Here is an 18581-nt window from a genome sequence, read left to right as displayed (position 1 = left end):
CATAGGCGCTAAAGGGGCGGTGGCCCCTGCGCGTAGCCCTCGACCAGAGAACCGGCGACAAGGTTCCAACCGTCGACAAGCACGAAAAAGATCAGTTTGAAGGGCAAGGAGATGATGACGGGCGGTAGCATCATCATACCCATGGACATCAGCACGGATGCGACAACCAGATCGATGATGATGAACGGGACAAACAGCAGGAAGCCGATTTCAAAGGCTCTACGCAGTTCCGATATCATGAAGGCTGGAACCAAAACGGTGAGGGGAATCGCCTCTGGCGTTTCGGGAGGTTCGGTGTCCGCCAGTCCCAAGAACAACGCGAGATCGTTCTCTCGAACGTGTGTTCTCATAAACAGGTGGAACGGTTCGACAGCGCGTTCAAACGCTTCATCAAGTTCGATCGTTTCATCGATGAGCGGCTGGATTCCCGCGTCATAGGCCTCCTGAAAGGTGGGCGCCATGATGAAAGCGGTCAGAAAAAGCGCCAACGAAATGATGACTGTGTTTGGCGGCGCGGTCTGTAAGCCAATTGCTGTCCGTAACAAGGACAAGACAACAACGATACGGGTGAAGGACGTCACCATCACGAGGATCGATGGGGCGAGCGACAGGACGGTAATGAGTAAAATGATCTGAACGGCCCGCTCGGTAACCGTCAGGTCATCGCCCAGCGAAATCGAGATATCTTGTGCGAAAGCGCTGCCAGCGAAGAACCAGCCAGCGGAGAGAACGACCGGCAAAAGCGCAACAAACCATGGCCAGCGCTTCGGTGGCCTGGCCAAACGTAACCTTTGGCCATCTGGAACGGGCTTAATGCCCGCTTGGCCTGCCCTCGATGTCTCTTGTTGCTCAGTCGCGCTTGGGTACACCGGCGATTTCACCGAGCAAACGTCGCATCTCTTCGTCGAGATCGTCGCTCGTGTCCTCCTGTTCGGCGCTAGCGGTTTGTGCTGGCGCGGCGAGCTCACCAAGGTCAATGAGCGGCTCTTGTGAACCGGCTTCGGTTGGCTCCTGCGGAGTTGCAACTGCGGCCTGATCCGCCTGCACAGCCGTTTCTTCGGCTTCAGCAGGTTTCGCCTCGTCGGCCGGCGTAACTGTCACCGCCGGCGACGTTTCGGCTTCAACGGAGCTTGAAAGGATCGACTTGTCCGCCGAAAGGTCACTCACCTGGTTGACGGTCGTTGCGCCCGATCCGGGTCCGCGGGTTGGAATGGTAACGGACACCGGCTCCGGACGGGCAGTGAAGTCGATCTCGCTCCGCGACACAGGAGGCGCAGCGTCCGGTTCCTCGACGGGCTCCGTTGGCGGGTCGAGCGGTGGGGCCTTTTCGCGTGGCGTAAATGCGGCTGGTATGTCCTCCACCGTATCAGCAGGCGGCGCTGTCGCTTGACCGCGTTCCTCAGTCAGAGCGGCTTCCAATTCAGCCGCCAAATCGAACTCCGGTTCATAAGCAGCCGGTTCAACTGGAGGGATTGGGGTCGGCTCGACCGATGCAGGACGCGCCTCCTGCTGCAGAGCTTTTTCAAGGCTTGACTGTAATTCCTCTGCGATCGACGGCTCCTGGACTTGTGGCTGGGAGGTGTCACTACCAGTGCTTGATGGCAGGTCGCGCTCCAACTGTGGGGCCAACGGAGGTGGTGGTGGCGAAACTGATCTGCTTGCTGCGACCGCCAATTCCGATGTTGCAGCTGCCGCCGCCAATCCGGTAACGGCAGCCGCCGCTGCGGCCCCCACTCCAAACTCTTGACGGGGCAACTCCGCTTCAGGCCTGCTAGACACATCGTGCTGGGAAGCAGGCGCCGCTGTGGTCTGTTCAGGGACGCTGGCTTCGGACGCGACAGCCGCTCTGCTGTGGGCGACCTTCTGGGCTTCCAACCTGGCTGCGATCGGCAGACCGCCAATCATTGAGCGCTCAACGATTTCGTCTGAGCCCCCTCCGATCAACAGCAAGTGTTCAAGCTTACCATGTCGAACCAAAACCAGTCGGCGCTTGGGGTCGACAGCCAAAGTATCGACAATCTCCAAGTCGGCTTTTCCGCCTGCAGCGACGCCAAAGCGCCCCCCACCAAAACGCTTGATCACCCAGGCGACCAAAATGATCAGAAGGACGACAAATATCAGTGCGAGAACGAATTGCGCGACCGCTCCCCCAGTCTCTCCAAGAACGTCCCCAAACACGCCAGTCACTCCACTCTTGGACCGAAGCTCGTTCGCAATCGCCGCCCCAAAAAAGGCTTAGCAAGGGCATCGCCGCCATCAAAACTCGCGATTCGCCTGTGCGTTGCAAAGCTTAGTCAATTCACAAGGCCTTGTCGCTAACACCTCCTTAAGCACCTGTTAACCATCGGTTGGGCACATTCTGCCTAGCAGTGGCCATGCGGCCATCAGATAACCATGGGTAAATTTGTGTTTGGCGATCTTCCATTCTTCTCGGCGCTCAAGACGCAGATGAAATGGCACTCGGCGCGGCAGTCGGTGCTTGCGGAGAATATCGCGAATGCGGACACCCCGCGCTTTCAGGCTAGAGACCTGAAGCGTATCGATCACGAGACGCGTAGGCAGGTCGAAGCGCCAGTAGCCATGGCACCGGTGCGCACCAACAAAAGCCACCTGGCAGGGCGTGCGATTATCGAAAACGGTCCACTGGGTGGGGGTCGGGTGGACAGTTTTGAGGTGACGCCAGAGGGCAACTCGGTGGTCCTGGAGGAGGAAGTCATGAAGATGACGTCCAACCAACTCGATTACCAGGCGGTTGCTGGCCTTTATCAGAAATCGCTGAGCATGTTGCGTTCGGCCGTTGGCAGGCGCTGACAGGCGCTAAGGAGACTACACTCATGGACTTTTTTAAAAGCCTCATCACAGCGGCGTCAGGCCTCCAGGCACAATCAGGCCGGATGAGGATTATCGCAGAAAACATTGCGAATGCAGATTCGACTGCGCGGTCGCCCGATGGCGACCCGTATCGGCGCCAGATACCGACGTTTCGGCAGGCGCTTGACCGCGAGACCCAGTCGCGGACCGTTGAAATGGGCCCAGTTCGTCCGGATCGTGGGGAGTTCCGGCTGCGCTATGATCCCAGTCACCCCGCTGCAAATGCCGAGGGTTATGTTGAACTGCCTAACGTCAACCGGTTGGTGGAGGCGATGGATATGCGCAACGCTCAGCGCTCTTACGAAGCGAATCTGAATGTCGTGCAGTCGACGCGTCAGATGATCACCCGAACTCTTGAAATCCTTCGCGCCTGAGGTTCTGAGCGATGACAAACATCCCGACTAACCAGGCCATACAGGCTTATGCACAAGCGGCTCAGGCCCTAGCGCGCGGCGATCAAGCTGGAACGCAAGGGGCAGCCGCGGCAGGCCCGGCAGAGGGTTTTGGTGCGCTGGTGCAGGAACAAATGTCCGGCCTCGTTGAACAAGGTCAGGGCCTGGAAGCACGCGGTATCGATATGATCCAGGGCCGGTCGGATGTGGTCGATATGGTGACCGCCGTCGCTGAAACAGAGGTCCTCCTGGAAACCGTCGTCACCGTTCGTGATCGTGTGATTTCCGCTTATCAAGAGATATTGAGGATGCCGATCTAGGCATCGTCCAATCGAAAGTATTACATTATGACAGGCCCAGAAGTCATTGATTTAGGACGAGAAGGCGTGATGACCTTGATTTACGTCTCGGCACCTATGATGTGCGTCGGCCTAGCCGTCGGGGTGGCGATCGGACTGATACAGGCTTTGACGCAAGTCCAGGAAATGACCTTGGTTTTCGTTCCGAAGATCGTCGCGATTTTCGTGACGTTTATGCTGTCACTTCCTTTTATGGGAAGCCTCATGGCAGGCTACATGGATCGCGTCGCTGAACGAATCATCTCCGGCTAGCGCATCATGGTGCGTTTGCAAGCGGCGGCGGACCAACGTCGTTTGGCGGGGCTGGGCTTTGACCATCGAAATGCTGCCACAACTTGCGTGGCTCGCGCTTCTGCTGTTCGCAAGACTAGGAACGCTGTTCGCTTTGATGCCGGGCATCGGCGAGCAGACCGTTCCGGTGCGTATCCGATTGGTGATCGCCCTTCTGACGCTTTTGGTTGTGTACCCTTCTCTTGCGGGCGACTTACCCGAGGTTCCGACCAGTTTCGTGCAGATTGTACTTCTGATCATTCAGGAAATTTTCGTTGGCTTAGGCTTGGGGCTCGCCGTTCGCTTCGTTTTGTCGGTTATGCAGGTTGCCGGCACGACGATCGCCTTTCAAATGGGGCTAGGCTTCGCGCTCAACGTCGATCCGGCCCAGGGTACGCAAGGCGTTCTTCTGGGCAATTTTCTCGCGCTGATGGGCGTTACGCTTCTCTTCGTGACGGACCTCCATCACCTCGCACTGATGGGAATCGTTCGATCCTACGACATCTTCGCTGTCGGGGCCCCGATCCCGTTGGGCGACATGGTTCAGTTCGGGCTCAACACCGCCGCAAAGGCCTTCGAGGTGGCAATCCAGATTTCGGCACCCTTCATGGTTTTCGGCCTGATCTTCTATCTTGGCCTTGGTATTCTGTCCCGGCTGATGCCCCAGCTGCAGATCTTTATGATTGCAATGCCGGTCAACATCCTAGCGGGTTTTTTGCTGTTGGCGGTGATGCTTGCGGCGCTTATGGCGCTTTACATCGATCATGTTGCCGAGGTTCTTCGGCAGTTACTTCCAGGCTGATGAGCCGATCCGCCCTTTGGAGGGTATGTGATGGCTGACGATACCGAGCAGTCGGAGAAGACTGAGGACCCCTCGCAACGAAAGCTCGAAGAAGCTCACAAGCGAGGGGATGTCCCAAAATCTCAGGAATTATCGTCGGCCTTCGTCCTGCTGGGGGGAACCCTTGTCGTAGCTGTCATGATCGCGCCAGCGATGATCGACATGACGCTGATGTTCCAGTCGCTGCTTGCTAATCTCGCTGTGATGCCTGTTGATGGTGGAGCGATCATCGCATTGGCTGGAGAGCTTGGACCGCAAATCGCAATGGCCGTCGCCATCCCCTTCCTTTTTCTGATGGCGATGGCGGTGCTGGGCAATCTTGTTCAGCACCGTCCGGTGCTCTCGGTTGAGCCGATTACGCCCAGGCTTTCCAAGATATCTCCCATTCAAGGGTTCAAAAGGCTTTTTTCGTCCGAAAGCTTGATGAATTTCGTCAAAGGCTTGCTGAAAATCGGCATCATCGGTGTCCTGATGACGCTGATCTTGATGCCGCGCCGAGACGAGTTGGACGCTCTGCTGTTCACCGATCTGCGCCAGTTCCTGCCCGCCGTTCTCGACATGGCTGTGGCACTGTTACTCGCGGCCGCGGCCGTCATGATCGTCATCGGCGTCGCCGACTATCTGTACCAGCGACACAGGTGGTTTGAGCGGCAGAAAATGACCGTCAAAGAGGTCAAGGACGAGTTCAAACAGCAGGAAGGCGATCCCACAGTCAAAGCGAAGCTTCGGCAGATCCGTATGGAGCGCTCCCGCAAACGCATGATGGCTGACGTCCCCGATGCCACTGTTGTGATCACCAACCCAACGCACTTCGCCGTTGCCTTAAAATATGAAGAGGGCATGCAGGCACCCTTGTGCGTCGCCAAGGGTGTCGATGCGTTGGCGCTTTCCATTCGACAGGTTGCGCGCGAACACGACGTTGCAATTGTCGAGAACCCGCCGCTGGCTCGAACGTTGCATGCTGGCGTTGAGATCGATCAGACTATTCCCGCGGAGCACTTCGAGGCTGTTGCCAAGGTGATTGGCTTTGTGCTGCGCATGCGTGATAGGCGCCGAGCTCGCAACGCATCAGCGCGCTAGTTTGTGGCCGCAAAACTTGGGCAAGGTGCCCTTCGCAGCCGAATAAATATGTTGCCTTTGCTTTGAACCGGCTAGCTTGGTGAGGCGATTCGTTTGCCCTTATCCCTTGCTTGGTTTCGGATCCTTGTCCGCTCAACTTGAGACCTTTCCCGTGGCTCGTCCCCTGATCGATAACCGCTCCGCAAGACCGGTCACGCCAAAGCGTCCTTGGGTCATGGTGCTTGTTCTGGGGCTCTTGCTTGCGCTGCTGTTTTTTCTCGCATTCACACGCTATGGCACCAGTCCAACCGCCTTGCTGGTCGTTCTGGCAGGTTTTTCTGCGCTTGGTGTCGCCGGGCTCCTGGCACTGGTTCTTGGCTTCGTACAGTTTGCTGAACGCGAGCGGCCTGCAGGGTGGGCTGACGGGTTTTTGGATGCCGACCAGGATGGCTTGCTGTGTACCGATGCCAACGGCCAGATCATGTACGCCAATGCGGCTTACGGCACGCTAACGGGCGCGCAGCAGCCAGAAATGGTGCGGCTGCCTGATCGTGTGTTCGGGACTGAAGCGTCCACTGCGGACACAGTCTATCAGTTGCTTCGACAGGTCGCGGGGGGTGCCGCAGGCGACGCGGAGGTCCGGCTTTCCCGGGGAGCAGCTGGGGAGGGCGAACCTCGATGGTATCACGTTCTAGCCAGGCCTCTGGCGTTTGGTCCTGAGTTGCCCTCGGGGGCTGCGTCTCGATCGCAGACGCCCAACCATCCCGCTAATCCGTCATCGCCGGTCGTTAAGCCGGGTTATGGGATAGCGTGGCGCGTTCGTGACATCACTGCGGAGCGCGTGCGGCAAGAGCAGCTTTTTAAAGACTTGCAACAGGCAGTCGACTATCTCGACCACGCACCTGCCGGCTTCTTTTCCTGCGAGCAAAGCGGCGCCATTGATTACATGAACGCAACACTGGCCAGTTGGCTCGGTTATGACCTAACTGACGTTGACCAGCTTGGCTTGACGTTGACCGATATGCTGGCGGGCGATGGGGCAGCGCTTTTGGCGAGCGCGCCAACGACGACCGACTACGATGGTTTGGCAACAATCGTCGATGTTGACCTGTTACGGCGCAACGGGTCACGCATGCCGGTACGCATTCACCACCGTGTTCCGATCAGCCCCGATGGAGCCCCGCGTGCGTCTCGCACACTGGTGATCAACCGCTCGACCGGCTTTGATGCCGACGAAAGTGTTCGCGCTGCCGAGGTCAAGTTCGCACGCTTCTTCCACAACGCGCCGGTTGCAATCGCGGTGGTCGATCAGGACGGCGTTGTGGTGCAGCGCAATGCGCCGTTTGCCGGCATGTTCCCGGCAACAAACAGCGGGGAGAAAGTTGGAACACTGGTGCAACCTCAGGCACGCTTCCTTGATCTGTTTTCTCCCGGAACGCGCGATGCCGTTCGGCGCGCCATGGATGACGCACTCGCCCAGCGCGGCAGCATCCGGCCCGTGGATGTGGTGATTGGCGGTGACGAAGCAGATGACCGCAAGACGGACGAGGCAAACTCTCTCGCACTCGTCGAGATGAGCACGCAGAATTCAGCCCAGCTGTTCCTTTCGGCTGCTGGTGATGCCGACCAGAGCGAGATCCTTGCCTTTCTGATGGATACCACCGAGCAAAAGGCTCTTGAGCAACAGTTTGCACAAACCCAGAAAATGATGGCGTTCGGGCAGCTTGCCGGCGGGGTTGCTCACGACTTCAACAATATGCTCCAGGCAATTATGGGGAATGTTGACCTGCTGATGCTCAACCATCCCCCATCAGACCCGAGCTACCGCTACATTTCTCCGATCCGCCAAAACTGCAATCGCGCGGCCGCACTTGTTCGACATCTTTTGGCGTTCTCCCGCAAACAGACCCTGCGCCCGCAAGTCATGCGCATGGACGATGTCCTGTCCGATCTTTCCATGACCGTCGATCGTCTTGTAGGCGAGAAGGTCAAGCTGGACGTCGATATCAGTGGGGAAGTCTGGCCCGTCATGGCGGATCTCTCGCAACTCGAGAACGTTTTGATCAACTTGGCGGTAAACGCACGGGACGCGATGCCTGATGGCGGCAACCTGATAATGTCAACGCGTAACGTCATGGCAGAAGAATGCGCGGCCTTTGATTTCAAAGGGCTGGAAGCTCAGGATTACGTCTTGGTGACGGTAAGCGATACCGGAACGGGTATTCCTCCCGAGATCATGGAGAAGATTTTTGAGCCCTTCTTTACCACCAAGGGCGTCGGCGAGGGGACGGGCCTCGGGCTAGCGACCGTCTATGGTACCATCAAACAGACCGGCGGCTACGTCTATCCAGAGAGTACGGTCGGCGAGGGAACCAGCTTTCATATCTTCCTACCGCGCCACAGTGCGGCCGATGAGCCGTCTGAAACGGCGGCGCTGCCAGCCTCGGCTGCAGACGTATCCAGCGATCAGCAACAGGATCTTACCGGCGTCGCGAGTGTTTTGCTGGTTGAAGACGATGAAGGCGTTCGGATGGTGAACGCGACGTTGCTGCGGTCGGGCGGTTACACGGTCTATGAAGCCGATAGTGGCGTCGAAGCGCTCGAGGTTCTCGACGAAGTTGGCGACGATATCTCGCTGATTGTTTCCGACGTGGTCATGCCTGAAATGGACGGTCCAACGTTGTTGCAGGAGGTTCGCGCTCGGCATCCAAATATGCGGTTCGTGTTCGTTTCCGGTTATGCCGAAGATGCGTTTGCTAAGAATCTGCCCGATGATCAGGAGTTTACGTTCCTGGCGAAGCCATTTTCGATGAAGGATTTCGCTGAGACCGTGAAAAACGTCCTGGCTGAATAGTCGCTTACTGGAAACCTATGTTCTGCACTTGTTCTTATGGAACAAAACATGTACACCTGTGCGAGATGCGGTGCCATGGCATTGCGAGAATCGTCGGTGCATGGAAAAAGGACAACGGTAATGGCGCGATCATCTTTGCGAGTGGTGGAAGATAACGGAATGGATAAGACCAAAGCGCTCGACGCTGCTTTGTCCCAGATAGAGCGGTCCTTCGGCAAGGGCTCTATTATGAAGTTGGGAAAGGGCGATGCACTTGAGATAGAGGCCGTTTCCACTGGTTCACTTGGTCTGGATATTGCGCTGGGTATCGGCGGTTTACCCCGCGGTCGGGTAATCGAAATTTTTGGCCCTGAGTCGTCTGGCAAAACGACGCTGGCTCTTCACACGGTCGCCGAGGCACAGCAGAACGGCGGTATTTGCGCCTTTGTCGATGCAGAGCATGCACTCGATCCGATCTACGCTCGCAAACTTGGCGTGAATGTCGACGACCTCTTGGTTTCTCAACCAGACGCGGGCGAGCAGGCTTTGGAGATTGCCGATACCTTGGTTCGGTCCGGGGCCGTTGACGTCTTGGTGATCGACTCGGTTGCCGCTTTGACGCCGCGTGCTGAGCTTGAAGGTGAGATGGGCGATAGTTTGCCGGGCTTGCAGGCGCGGCTCATGAGCCAGGCGTTGCGCAAGCTCACCGCGTCGATCTCCAAATCGAACTGTATGGTGATCTTCATCAATCAGATCAGATTGAAGATCGGTGTGATGTTTGGAAGCCCTGAAACGACGACTGGCGGGAACGCACTGAAGTTTTACGCATCAGTCAGGCTGGATATCCGCCGGATCGGTTCGATCAAAGATCGCGACGAGGTGGTGGGCAATCAAACGCGCGTGAAAGTTGTCAAAAACAAGGTGGCACCGCCGTTCCGACAAGTCGAATTCGACATCATGTACGGTGAAGGTATCTCGAAAGTTGGCGAGTTGATTGATCTCGGCGTAAAGGCAGGGATTGTTGAGAAGTCAGGCGCATGGTTCTCCTACGACAGCCAACGGCTGGGCCAGGGACGCGAGAACGCCAAACAGTTTATGCGCGATAATCCCGATGTTGCGTCCACCATCGAAGCGTCCATCAGAAAGAATGCTGGTTTGATAGCGGAGCAGATATTGGAGGGGGATGACGCAGGCGATGCGGATCATGACGCTGAACTGCCGGTATCACCTGCGAACGATGGCTAGCCTAAACACTGAAAACGCATCCCATGCAGACGGGCTTGTTCTGGACACAGCCTGAGCCGAACGATAGATAGCGCAGAAGCGGTTGGCTGCATGAGTGGCCAGCCGCTTTCTTTCGGTTGGTGCGACGTCAGCTGTTGGCTCAGAGCTTGGTACGGCGCGCACCTGATGGGTTCAGGTGGTCGGCCATGAGTAGTGTCAACGAAATCCGCTCGCGCTTTCTTTCCTACTTCGAAGATGCCGGACACGCGGTTGTGTCCTCCTCACCCCTCGTGCCGCGCAATGACCCGACACTGATGTTCACCAATGCGGGCATGGTGCAGTTTAAGAACGTGTTCACCGGCCTTGAAACGCGCGAACCTCCGCGTGCCGCGACGTCGCAAAAGTGTGTTCGGGCAGGCGGAAAGCACAACGATCTCGATAATGTGGGGTACACGGCACGGCACCATACGTTCTTCGAGATGCTGGGGAACTTTTCCTTTGGCGACTATTTTAAAGAAGAAGCCATCCATCACGCGTGGACGCTGGTGACGAAGGAGTTCGGTATCAATCCCGATCGCTGCCTCGTCACTGTCTACCACACAGACGACGAGGCCTACGATTTCTGGAAGTTAATTGCCGGGCTTCCTGACGAGCGGATTATCCGCATTCCGACCTCCGACAATTTCTGGGCTATGGGCGATACGGGACCGTGCGGGCCATGCTCTGAGATATTTTACGATCACGGAGATCATATTCCGGGTGGCCCGCCCGGTTCTCCCGATGAAGATGGCGACCGGTTCATTGAGATTTGGAACCTTGTCTTCATGCAGTTTGAGCAGGTTGATGCGGAAACCCGGGTCGCGCTGCCCAAGCCATCAATTGATACTGGGATGGGGCTTGAGCGCATTGCCGCGCTTCTTCAGGGCAAGCACGACAATTACGAGACGGATTTGTTTGAGAAGCTTATTGCTGCCTCGGTCGAGCTAACGAATGTGGAGGCTCACGGGGACGCCAAAGCCAGCCACCGCGTGATCGCCGATCATTTGCGCGCATCCAGTTTTTTGATCGCTGATGGTGTCCTGCCCTCAAACGAGGGTCGAGGTTATGTCCTACGCCGCATCATGCGTCGCGCCATGCGCCACGCGCATCTTCTGGGTGCGCAGGAGCCTCTCCTGCACCGTTTGGTGCCCGCTCTCCAGCGCCAGATGGGGGAAGCGTACCCGGAACTGGTTCGCGCCAAGGCATTGATCACCGATACTCTGGAACTTGAAGAAAACCGCTTCAAGAAGCTTCTAGGCCGAGGTTTAGGTCTGCTTGAGGACGCGACCAGCGGCTTGGGTAGCGGCGATACACTTGAGGGTGCAACTGCTTTCAAGTTGTACGATACCTACGGGTTCCCCTTTGACCTCACAGAGGACGCGTTACGCTCCCGTGGTATCGGCATCGATAGGGACGGCTTTGACACGGCTATGGATCGTCAGCGTGCAGAAGCGCGGGCTGCGTGGTCTGGCTCTGGCGATGCTTCAACCGAATCACTTTGGTTCAGTCTGCGCGATGCGCACGGCTCAACTGAATTTCTTGGGTATGACACCCTCACGGCGGAAGGGCTGGTCGTCGCGGCCGTCAAGGATGGTGCTGTTGTTAGCGGTCTCGCTGCCGGCGAACAGGGCAGTCTTATTCTCAATCAGACGCCGTTCTATGCAGAATCAGGCGGGCAAGTTGGAGATTGTGGTGACATTCTGCAGGGCGATGGCAAGTTCGAGGTAACCGACACGGTCAAACGGGCCGACGGCCTGTTTGAACATCAGGGCGTGGCGCGCGGAGATGGCATTAAAGTCGGGGAACCGGCAGATCTCCACGTTAATCGGGAACGCCGCCAGGATATTCGCGCCAATCACTCCGCGACGCATTTGCTGCACGAAGCGTTGCGCCAGACTTTGGGTGATCACGTTGCACAAAAGGGATCGCTCGTGGCGCCCGACAGGCTGCGCTTTGATTTCTCACACCCCAAACCTATCGCTGGCGATGAGCTTTTGAGAATTGAGGACATCTCTAATCGCTTCATTCGGCAGAACAGCGCTGTCGATACACGTCTGATGGACGTCGATAGTGCGATTGAATCCGGTGCGCGTGCGCTATTCGGTGAAAAATATGGCGATGAGGTTCGCGTTGTCTCCATGGGGACCAGGGACGACGGCCGGGCGTTTTCCGTTGAACTGTGCGGCGGAACGCATGTTGGGAGCACAGGGGAAATAGGGCTCGTTCGGGTGGTCTCCGAGAGTGCGGTTGCCGCTGGCGTTCGCCGGGTTGAAGCTCTAACGGGCAAAGCTGCCTTGGCCTACTTCGCCCAGCAGGATGAGCGCCTGAACGCTGTGGCGAGTGCCCTGAAGGTGCAGCCGGAGATCGCGCTGGAACGTGTCCAAACGTTGGTGGATGAGAGGCGTGCTCTCGAGCGGCAGGTTACCGAGTTGAAGAAGCAGGTAGCACTTGGCGGTGGCATGGGCGGCGAAGCGGCCGCAGAGACGGAAACGGTCGCTGGGATCTCGTTTATCGGACGGGTTCTGGAAAATGTTGCACCTCGTGACCTCAAAGGTATCGCCGATGAGATGAAAGCCTCAATGGGGTCGGGCGTGGTTGCACTGGTGGGCACCAATGACGGCAAAGCGGCGCTTGTTGTTGCGGTGACCGATGACCTGACCGAGCGCGAGAATGCGGTTGATCTTGTTCGGACGGGCGCTGCAGTCCTTGGCGGGAAGGGTGGTGGCGGGCGGCCAGATATGGCGCAAGCGGGCGGTCCGGATGCCGCTGCGGCATCAGCTGCGCTTGACGCTGTTCGGGACGCCCTGGCCGTCTAAAACGCTGCTGTACTCGCTAGGCTAAGAGTTTCAGCGGCGACAGCTGTACGCATCCGGCAAAAAGTGGCTTAATGGCGGTGCATCGGCCAGCCGAGCTTGAGCGGCGCGCATCTGTAAACCCAAGCGCTTGCAGTTGGCCGTGGCGGGGAATGCGCAAGCAAGCCGGCCCCAACCGGCTCGCCACGCGCTCACCCAAGCCTACAGATGCAGATGCAAATCAGCCGATCGCCTTCTGGAGGTTTTCGTCGATCTTGGCAAGAAAGCCCTGCGTGGTGTGCCAGGTTTGGTCGGGCCCAATCAGGATCGCCAAATCCTTGGTCATGTCGCCAGCCTCAACCGTCTGCACGCAGACCTTTTCAAGCGTGTCCGCGAAATCGATGAGAGCCTGATTGTCATCCAGCTTGCCACGGTGGGCGAGGCCACGCGTCCAAGCGAAGATGGAAGCGATTGGGTTCGTTGAGGTTTCTTTGCCTTGCTGGTGCATGCGATAGTGCCGCGTGACCGTGCCGTGCGCGGCTTCGGCCTCCGCAGTCCGGCCGTCGGGCGAGAGCAGCACCGAGGTCATGAGCCCCAGTGATCCAAAGCCCTGCGCGACCGTGTCCGACTGCACGTCGCCATCATAGTTTTTACATGCCCAGACATACGCGCCTGACCATTTCATCGCTGACGCTACCATGTCGTCGATCAGCCGGTGCTCGTAATGAATTCCGGCCTCTTTGAACTGGGCCTCAAACTCGCTTTCGAAGATCTCCTGGAAGAGGTCTTTAAAGCGCCCATCATAGGCCTTCATGATGGTGTTCTTGGTCGACAGATAAACTGGGTACCCGCGCATGATGCCGTAATTCATGGAGGCGCGGGCAAAATCGCGGATCGAGTCGTCGAGGTTGTACATCGCCATTGCGACGCCAGCGCTGGGTGATTTGAACACTTCGTGCTCGATCACCTGGCCATCGTCGCCAACAAACTTGACCGTCAGGGTTCCCGCGCTGGGGAATTTGAAATCGGTCGCGCGGTATTGGTCGCCAAACGCGTGCCGGCCGACAACGATGGGTTGCGTCCAGCCGGGGACCAATCGCGGCACATTTTGCATCACAATCGGTTCGCGGAAGATGACGCCGCCAAGTATGTTGCGGATCGTTCCGTTGGGCGAGCGGTACATGCGCTTGAGATTGAACTCTTCAACGCGCGCCTCATCGGGCGTGATCGTTGCGCACTTCACTCCAACGCCATGTTCCTTGATGGCATTGGCGGCATCGACGGTAATCTGGTCGTCGGTCCTGTCGCGCTCCTCAATCCCAAGATCGTAATAGTGCAAGTCGATGTCGAGATAAGGGTGGATCAGCTTATCCTTGATGAACTGCCAGATAATCCGCGTCATCTCATCGCCGTCGAGTTCGACGACAGGGTTTGCAACCTTGATCTTGGCCATGGAGGGTCCTCGTTTGAGCGCGCCCCTAGCGGCGCGAAGCAGTGCGCGGCTCTGTCGGCCCTGCGAAACGCAATGGAGCCTTGAACCGGTTTCACCCGGCCTATAGCAAAGCGGTTCAAGCCCATGAACCCGGTCGATGGGCTGATAAGAAATGGAGAGCAGCTATTCTGGATTCCCAAACACCTGCGGTTTGCAAGGGGGGCTCGGTATGAGCCGGTTTGGCGCGCCTGGAGGAGTGCACGGAGCTGGAGGTGCCGAGCCCAATCCACTGCGGGAGCTCCCCAAGCCGCCGGTGGCGATTTTGGTCGAACCTCAGCTAGGCGAAAACATTGGCATGGTCGCGCGGGCTATGGGAAACTTTGGTTGGCGGGTCTTGCGCCTGGTGCGTCCACGAGATGGATGGCCGAGTGCTAAGGCTACCGCCACGGCAAGCAGCGCGCGTGCCATTGTTGAGAACGCTCAGCTTTTTGAAACGCTGGACGCCGCACTTGCCGACCTGACCCTCGTATACGCCACATCCGCGCGCAAGCATGATCTGGTAAAGCCGGTGATTGGTCCTGCGGAGGCTGCCGCATCCGCCTGCGGGCATTTATCTGAAGACGATCAGTGCCGGGTTGGCTACGTGTTTGGCCGCGAAGCCTGGGGCCTGACCAATGACGAAGTGGCGCTTTGCGATGATATTCTCACGCTCCCTGTGGACCCTCAGTGCGCATCTCTCAACATCTCTCAGGCGGCACTCGTTTGCGCTTATGAGTGGCGGCGCCACGCAAGTCAGACGATGGGGCGGACGTCTGAAAGCGACCAGCTACCGCTGGGTGCTGCGGACAGGGGGCCGCTTGCAACAAAGGCGGAACTCATCGCCTTTTTTGAACACCTGGAAGGTTTGCTCGACGAGCGCGGATTTTTCCACCCACCTGAGAAGCGCGATCGCATGGTTCGCAATCTGCGATCCATTTATCAGCGCCCGCAGCTGACAGCACAAGAGGTGCGCACCCTGCGGGGCGTGCTGGCTTCGCTTGATCGTGTTCATGAGCGCTCTTGAGCTTATCGGCGCCACGCGTCAGAACACCATGCGCAACAATCGGCCACTGCTTGGAGAGGTTTACTCATGGCTACTCAGGACGACAGTGCTCGGCAGTGGTTCTATGCCGTTGGGAGCGAGCAACGCGGGCCGATTGACCAATCAGAGCTGCCAGCCCTGATTGATAGCGGTGAGATCGGCGCAAACTCGCTCGTTTGGGCCGAAGGCATGGACAATTGGACGCCTGCCCAAGCCGTGTTGCCGGGAAACATGATCCCACAAAGTTGGGTGGATGATCTCCCGCGCGGAGGGCCGGGCAGTGAAGCGGTCTTTGGCGGTGGATCATCCTCCGGTGGTGCGGCCACCCCATACCATGGGGCTCCCAGGGCTCCCGTGGCGGGCAGCTACTATCATCCAACGCAGTTTCTCGACGTCGTTCGAACCGTGTTCTCCCGATACACCCAGATTTCTGGGCGCGCACGCCGATCGGAATATTGGTATTGGGTGCTGTTCTACGTGCTTGGGCTGATTTCCTGTTATTTTGTCGACGCGGCGCTCTTCAGCGAAGCGGTGGCGCAGACCGGGGTCTTTTCCAACATTTTTATCCTGGCTGTTGTCATACCCTTTATCTGTGTGGCCGCCCGACGCCTCCATGACATTGGTCGTTCAGGTTGGTGGCAGCTGATTGGGTTCGTCCCATTGATTGGTCTGATCATTATGCTTTGGTGGACAACGCGTCCGAGTGAACCGCAGGACAATGAATACGGTCCAGCTTGACGCCAAACGGACCTCGGCCTAAAGACCATGCAGCTTATGGGGGCGTTCGCGCCCCCTTTTGCTTTCCCGTGTCCCGTGGATCGTGCTTGCAAACCGCTGGCGTTGCGATCCTGTCGTTCGGCCAAAAGGTCGGAAGAGGAGGGCGCGTGTACCTTCAAACCTTGAAAGGATACCGCGATGTCAAAACGCGACAGTGTGAAATACAAGATCGACCGCCGCATGGGCGAGAACATCTGGGGGCGGCCGAAGAGCCCCGTCAATCGCCGTGAATACGGGCCTGGCCAGCACGGGCAGGGACGCCGGGGCAAGCTATCTGACTTCGGGGTGCAGCTGCGCGCGAAGCAGAAGCTCAAGGGATACTACGGCTCGATCATGGAGAAGCAGTTCCGCAAGATCTACGATCAGGCGTCTAAAATGAAGGGCGATACGTCCGAGAACCTGATCGGTTTGCTGGAGCGTCGGCTCGACACGGTTGTCTATCGTGCGAAGTTCGTCCCAACGGTTTTTGCCGCTCGTCAGTTCGTCAATCACGGCCATGTGCTGGTCAACGGTCGCCGCACCAATATCCCTTCTTATCGCTTGAAGGTCGGCGATGTCGTCGAAGTGCGCGAGCGTTCGAAGCAGCTAACCATCGTGCTTGAAGCCGTTGGTCTCGATGAGCGTGATACACCCGATTACATCGACGTGGATGGCGGCAAGATTACTGCCACGCTCTCGCGCATTCCAACGCTGAGCGACGTGCCGTACCCGGTTCAAATGGAACCGAACCTCGTTGTCGAGTTCTACTCGCGGTAAAGCATAATTCACGCGGCCACCGCCGCACCGGTTATACTTTTAGGGTCGCTGGTCACCAGCGGCCCTTTTTTTTGTGTCGATCGTTCCTTAATAGGGCAATCAAAGTTAGCTACACTTACATTCAGTTGAGGGAGGGCTTCAGCATGGCCGAGACCGTTTTTCTGACGGGTGCATCTGGTTTCATTGCCAAACACATCATTGTGCAGCTTCTTGACGCCGGCTTTTACGTTCGGGGATCGGTGCGATCGCTGAGGCGCTCGCAAGAGGTTATTGATGCAGTCAGTCCCCACGTGAAGGATGCGGAGAACCTTCAGGCCAGACTTTCGTTTGTAGCCCTTGATTTGGCTAAGGACGATGGCTGGGAAGGGGTTATGGAGGGATGCTCAGCGCTTCTGCACACAGCGTCGCCATTCCCTTTGCAACAACCGAAAAACGAAGACGAGATCATCCGCCCAGCGGTCGAGGGAACGTTGCGGGCGCTCAAGGCGGCCAAAGACGCAGGAATTGAACGTGTTGTCCTGACTTCATCGGCGGTGGCGGTCATGTATGGCGAGCTTCCGGCGAGCAAGTCTATGTATGACGAAGCGGATTGGTCTGAGGATTTTCATCCGACGCAGAACCCTTATGGCCGGTCAAAAACGCATGCCGAGAAAGCCGCTTGGGCGTTCGTTGAGGAACAAGCGCCAGACATGAAACTGACCACCATCAACCCGGTTTTGGTGGCTGGCCCTGCACTTGACGCCAATTATGGCACCTCGCTGCAGGTTGTGGAGCGAATCCTGTCAGGCAAGGATCCCATGCAGCCGCGGTTTGGGATCCCTATCGTTGATGTCCGCGACGTAGCAGAGATGCACGTCAAGGCGCTTCAGACGCCCGAGAGCGCAGGACTGCGCATTCTGGCAACGGAAGGCTTTATGTGGATGCGCGATATGGCGGCGACCCTTAAGGAGGCCTATCCCGACCGTTCCATCAAGCCACGCGAAGCGCCGGATTTCATGATCAAGCTGATGTCCTTTTTCGATGGCGATATCAAAACCATCGTTCCGCAACTGGGCCAGATAAAGCGCGTCTCGAACGAGCGGGCGCGCACGGTGTTGGGCATCGACTTCATAAAGGCCAAAGACAGCCTTCTGGCATCCGCCCAGTCGATTGAGACGTTCAAGAGCTAGGGGCTTGCCAAGTCGTGTTGCGCAGTTGCTGAAGCGTCTGCCGCTGCTCTCCCTCTGCCGTGAAGTTGTCCGGTGCAAGCCAGGTTTCAAGCGCCGTTTTGGCGCTCGGCCACTCGCCATCGAGCATTGAGTACCACGCCGTATCGCGATTGCCTGTCGGTGTCATCATATCCTGTCGGAATACACCTTCGAAGGTAAAGCCGAGCCGCAATGCTGCCTTGTGGGAGGCCGCGTTATCGTTATTCAGCTTCCATTCGTAACGCCGATAGCCCAGATCATCGAACACGTGCTGGGCAAGCAGGTAATGCGCTTCGGTCGCTATTGGCGTGCGCGCCATGGCGTGTCCGTGTGCAACGGCGCCGATTTCGACGGACCCGTGCTCCGGACGCATCCGCATGTAACTTGCCATGCCCCGCGGGATAACGAACTGGGCGTCACAGATAACCATGGTGTGCCAGTCCGACTGCCGCTCGGCATAGGCTTGGGTGAAATGCTCGGCATCTTTGTAGGGCGCATCGGGAAAATAGCCGATCCGTTGGTTTGCGGCAGCGTCTCCGCCAAGCGCCTGCCAGACAGAGACGCCATGTTTGTCGGGATCGAATGCAACAAGCACAACCATTTGGCCACACAGCTCTGCTGGGCGCGGAGCCGGACATCCGCGCCATTCGGACTTGCCATCCATAGAG

General features: G+C 57.7%; 17 protein-coding genes. 13 read left to right on the top strand and 4 right to left on the bottom strand.

The window, feature by feature from the left end; translation table 11 throughout:
• Window positions 1–8: 8 nt before the first annotated feature.
• Both fliP and AAF739_14480 read right to left on the bottom strand, forming a co-directional pair.
• Window positions 9–740 (bottom strand): flagellar type III secretion system pore protein FliP, encoded by a 732-nt coding sequence (gene fliP / locus AAF739_14485; GenBank protein MEM6383876.1) that lies wholly within the window; start codon window positions 738–740, stop codon window positions 9–11.
• A 109-nt stretch (window positions 741–849) separates the two neighbouring features.
• Window positions 850–2178: a flagellar biosynthetic protein FliO gene (locus AAF739_14480; GenBank protein MEM6383875.1), complete on the bottom strand. Its 1329-nt coding sequence runs from the start codon at window positions 2176–2178 to the stop codon at window positions 850–852.
• A gap of 216 nt (window positions 2179–2394) precedes the next feature.
• Here AAF739_14480 and flgB point away from each other — a divergent pair, with 216 nt between their 5' ends.
• From flgB to alaS, 9 genes are all read left to right on the top strand, one after another.
• Window positions 2395–2811, top strand: coding sequence for a flagellar basal body rod protein FlgB (gene flgB, locus AAF739_14475; GenBank protein ID MEM6383874.1), 417 nt, complete (start codon window positions 2395–2397; stop codon window positions 2809–2811).
• Between the two features lie 23 nt (window positions 2812–2834).
• The gene (gene flgC / locus AAF739_14470) at window positions 2835–3245 is read left to right on the top strand and encodes a flagellar basal body rod protein FlgC (GenBank protein MEM6383873.1); all 411 of its coding nucleotides are present in this window, start codon (window positions 2835–2837) and stop codon (window positions 3243–3245) included.
• 11 nt (window positions 3246–3256) lie between these two features.
• The gene (locus tag AAF739_14465) at window positions 3257–3583 is read left to right on the top strand and encodes a flagellar hook-basal body complex protein FliE (protein MEM6383872.1); all 327 of its coding nucleotides are present in this window, start codon (window positions 3257–3259) and stop codon (window positions 3581–3583) included.
• A gap of 27 nt (window positions 3584–3610) precedes the next feature.
• Window positions 3611–3874 (top strand): flagellar biosynthesis protein FliQ, encoded by a 264-nt coding sequence (gene fliQ / locus AAF739_14460; protein MEM6383871.1) that lies wholly within the window; start codon window positions 3611–3613, stop codon window positions 3872–3874.
• A 70-nt stretch (window positions 3875–3944) separates the two neighbouring features.
• Window positions 3945–4694, top strand: a complete 750-nt coding sequence (gene fliR, locus AAF739_14455; GenBank protein MEM6383870.1) for a flagellar biosynthetic protein FliR — start codon at window positions 3945–3947, stop codon at window positions 4692–4694.
• 30 nt (window positions 4695–4724) lie between these two features.
• On the top strand, window positions 4725–5813 hold the full coding sequence (flhB, locus tag AAF739_14450; protein MEM6383869.1) for a flagellar biosynthesis protein FlhB: 1089 nt from the start codon (window positions 4725–4727) through the stop codon (window positions 5811–5813).
• Window positions 5814–5964: 151 nt separating this feature from the next.
• The gene (locus tag AAF739_14445; GenBank protein ID MEM6383868.1) at window positions 5965–8646 is read left to right on the top strand and encodes a response regulator; all 2682 of its coding nucleotides are present in this window, start codon (window positions 5965–5967) and stop codon (window positions 8644–8646) included.
• A gap of 120 nt (window positions 8647–8766) precedes the next feature.
• Window positions 8767–9870 (top strand): recombinase RecA, encoded by a 1104-nt coding sequence (gene recA, locus AAF739_14440; protein MEM6383867.1) that lies wholly within the window; start codon window positions 8767–8769, stop codon window positions 9868–9870.
• Between the two features lie 185 nt (window positions 9871–10055).
• Window positions 10056–12704, top strand: coding sequence for an alanine--tRNA ligase (gene alaS, locus AAF739_14435; GenBank protein MEM6383866.1), 2649 nt, complete (start codon window positions 10056–10058; stop codon window positions 12702–12704).
• 217 nt (window positions 12705–12921) lie between these two features.
• Here alaS and AAF739_14430 read toward each other — a convergent pair whose 3' ends face one another.
• Window positions 12922–14133, bottom strand: a complete 1212-nt coding sequence (locus AAF739_14430; protein MEM6383865.1) for an NADP-dependent isocitrate dehydrogenase — start codon at window positions 14131–14133, stop codon at window positions 12922–12924.
• Window positions 14134–14341: 208 nt separating this feature from the next.
• Between AAF739_14430 and AAF739_14425 the strand changes: the two genes are divergently transcribed.
• From AAF739_14425 to AAF739_14410, 4 genes are all read left to right on the top strand, one after another.
• A complete protein-coding gene (locus AAF739_14425; GenBank protein ID MEM6383864.1) occupies window positions 14342–15175 on the top strand; it encodes an RNA methyltransferase in 834 nt (277 codons plus the stop codon).
• Between the two features lie 66 nt (window positions 15176–15241).
• Window positions 15242–15931 carry a DUF805 domain-containing protein gene (locus AAF739_14420; protein ID MEM6383863.1) on the top strand — a complete coding sequence of 230 codons (690 nt, stop codon included), beginning with the start codon at window positions 15242–15244 and terminating at the stop codon, window positions 15929–15931.
• A gap of 177 nt (window positions 15932–16108) precedes the next feature.
• Window positions 16109–16726 carry a 30S ribosomal protein S4 gene (gene rpsD / locus AAF739_14415; protein MEM6383862.1) on the top strand — a complete coding sequence of 206 codons (618 nt, stop codon included), beginning with the start codon at window positions 16109–16111 and terminating at the stop codon, window positions 16724–16726.
• 143 nt (window positions 16727–16869) lie between these two features.
• Complete coding sequence (locus tag AAF739_14410) at window positions 16870–17895, top strand: aldehyde reductase (GenBank protein ID MEM6383861.1); 1026 nt, start codon at window positions 16870–16872, stop codon at window positions 17893–17895.
• Here the strand turns inward: AAF739_14410 and AAF739_14405 are convergent.
• Window positions 17885–18577, bottom strand: a complete 693-nt coding sequence (locus tag AAF739_14405) for a GNAT family protein (protein MEM6383860.1) — start codon at window positions 18575–18577, stop codon at window positions 17885–17887. The two genes, AAF739_14410 and AAF739_14405, sit on opposite strands and share 11 nt — an antisense overlap.
• Window positions 18578–18581 lie beyond the last annotated feature (4 nt).

The sequence above is a fragment of the Pseudomonadota bacterium genome, assembly GCA_039024915.1.
Lineage (GTDB): Bacteria > Pseudomonadota > Alphaproteobacteria > Rhizobiales > MH13 > MH13.
The sequence above is the reverse complement of the archived record's forward strand: the minus strand, read 5'-3'. Positions and strand labels throughout refer to the sequence as shown.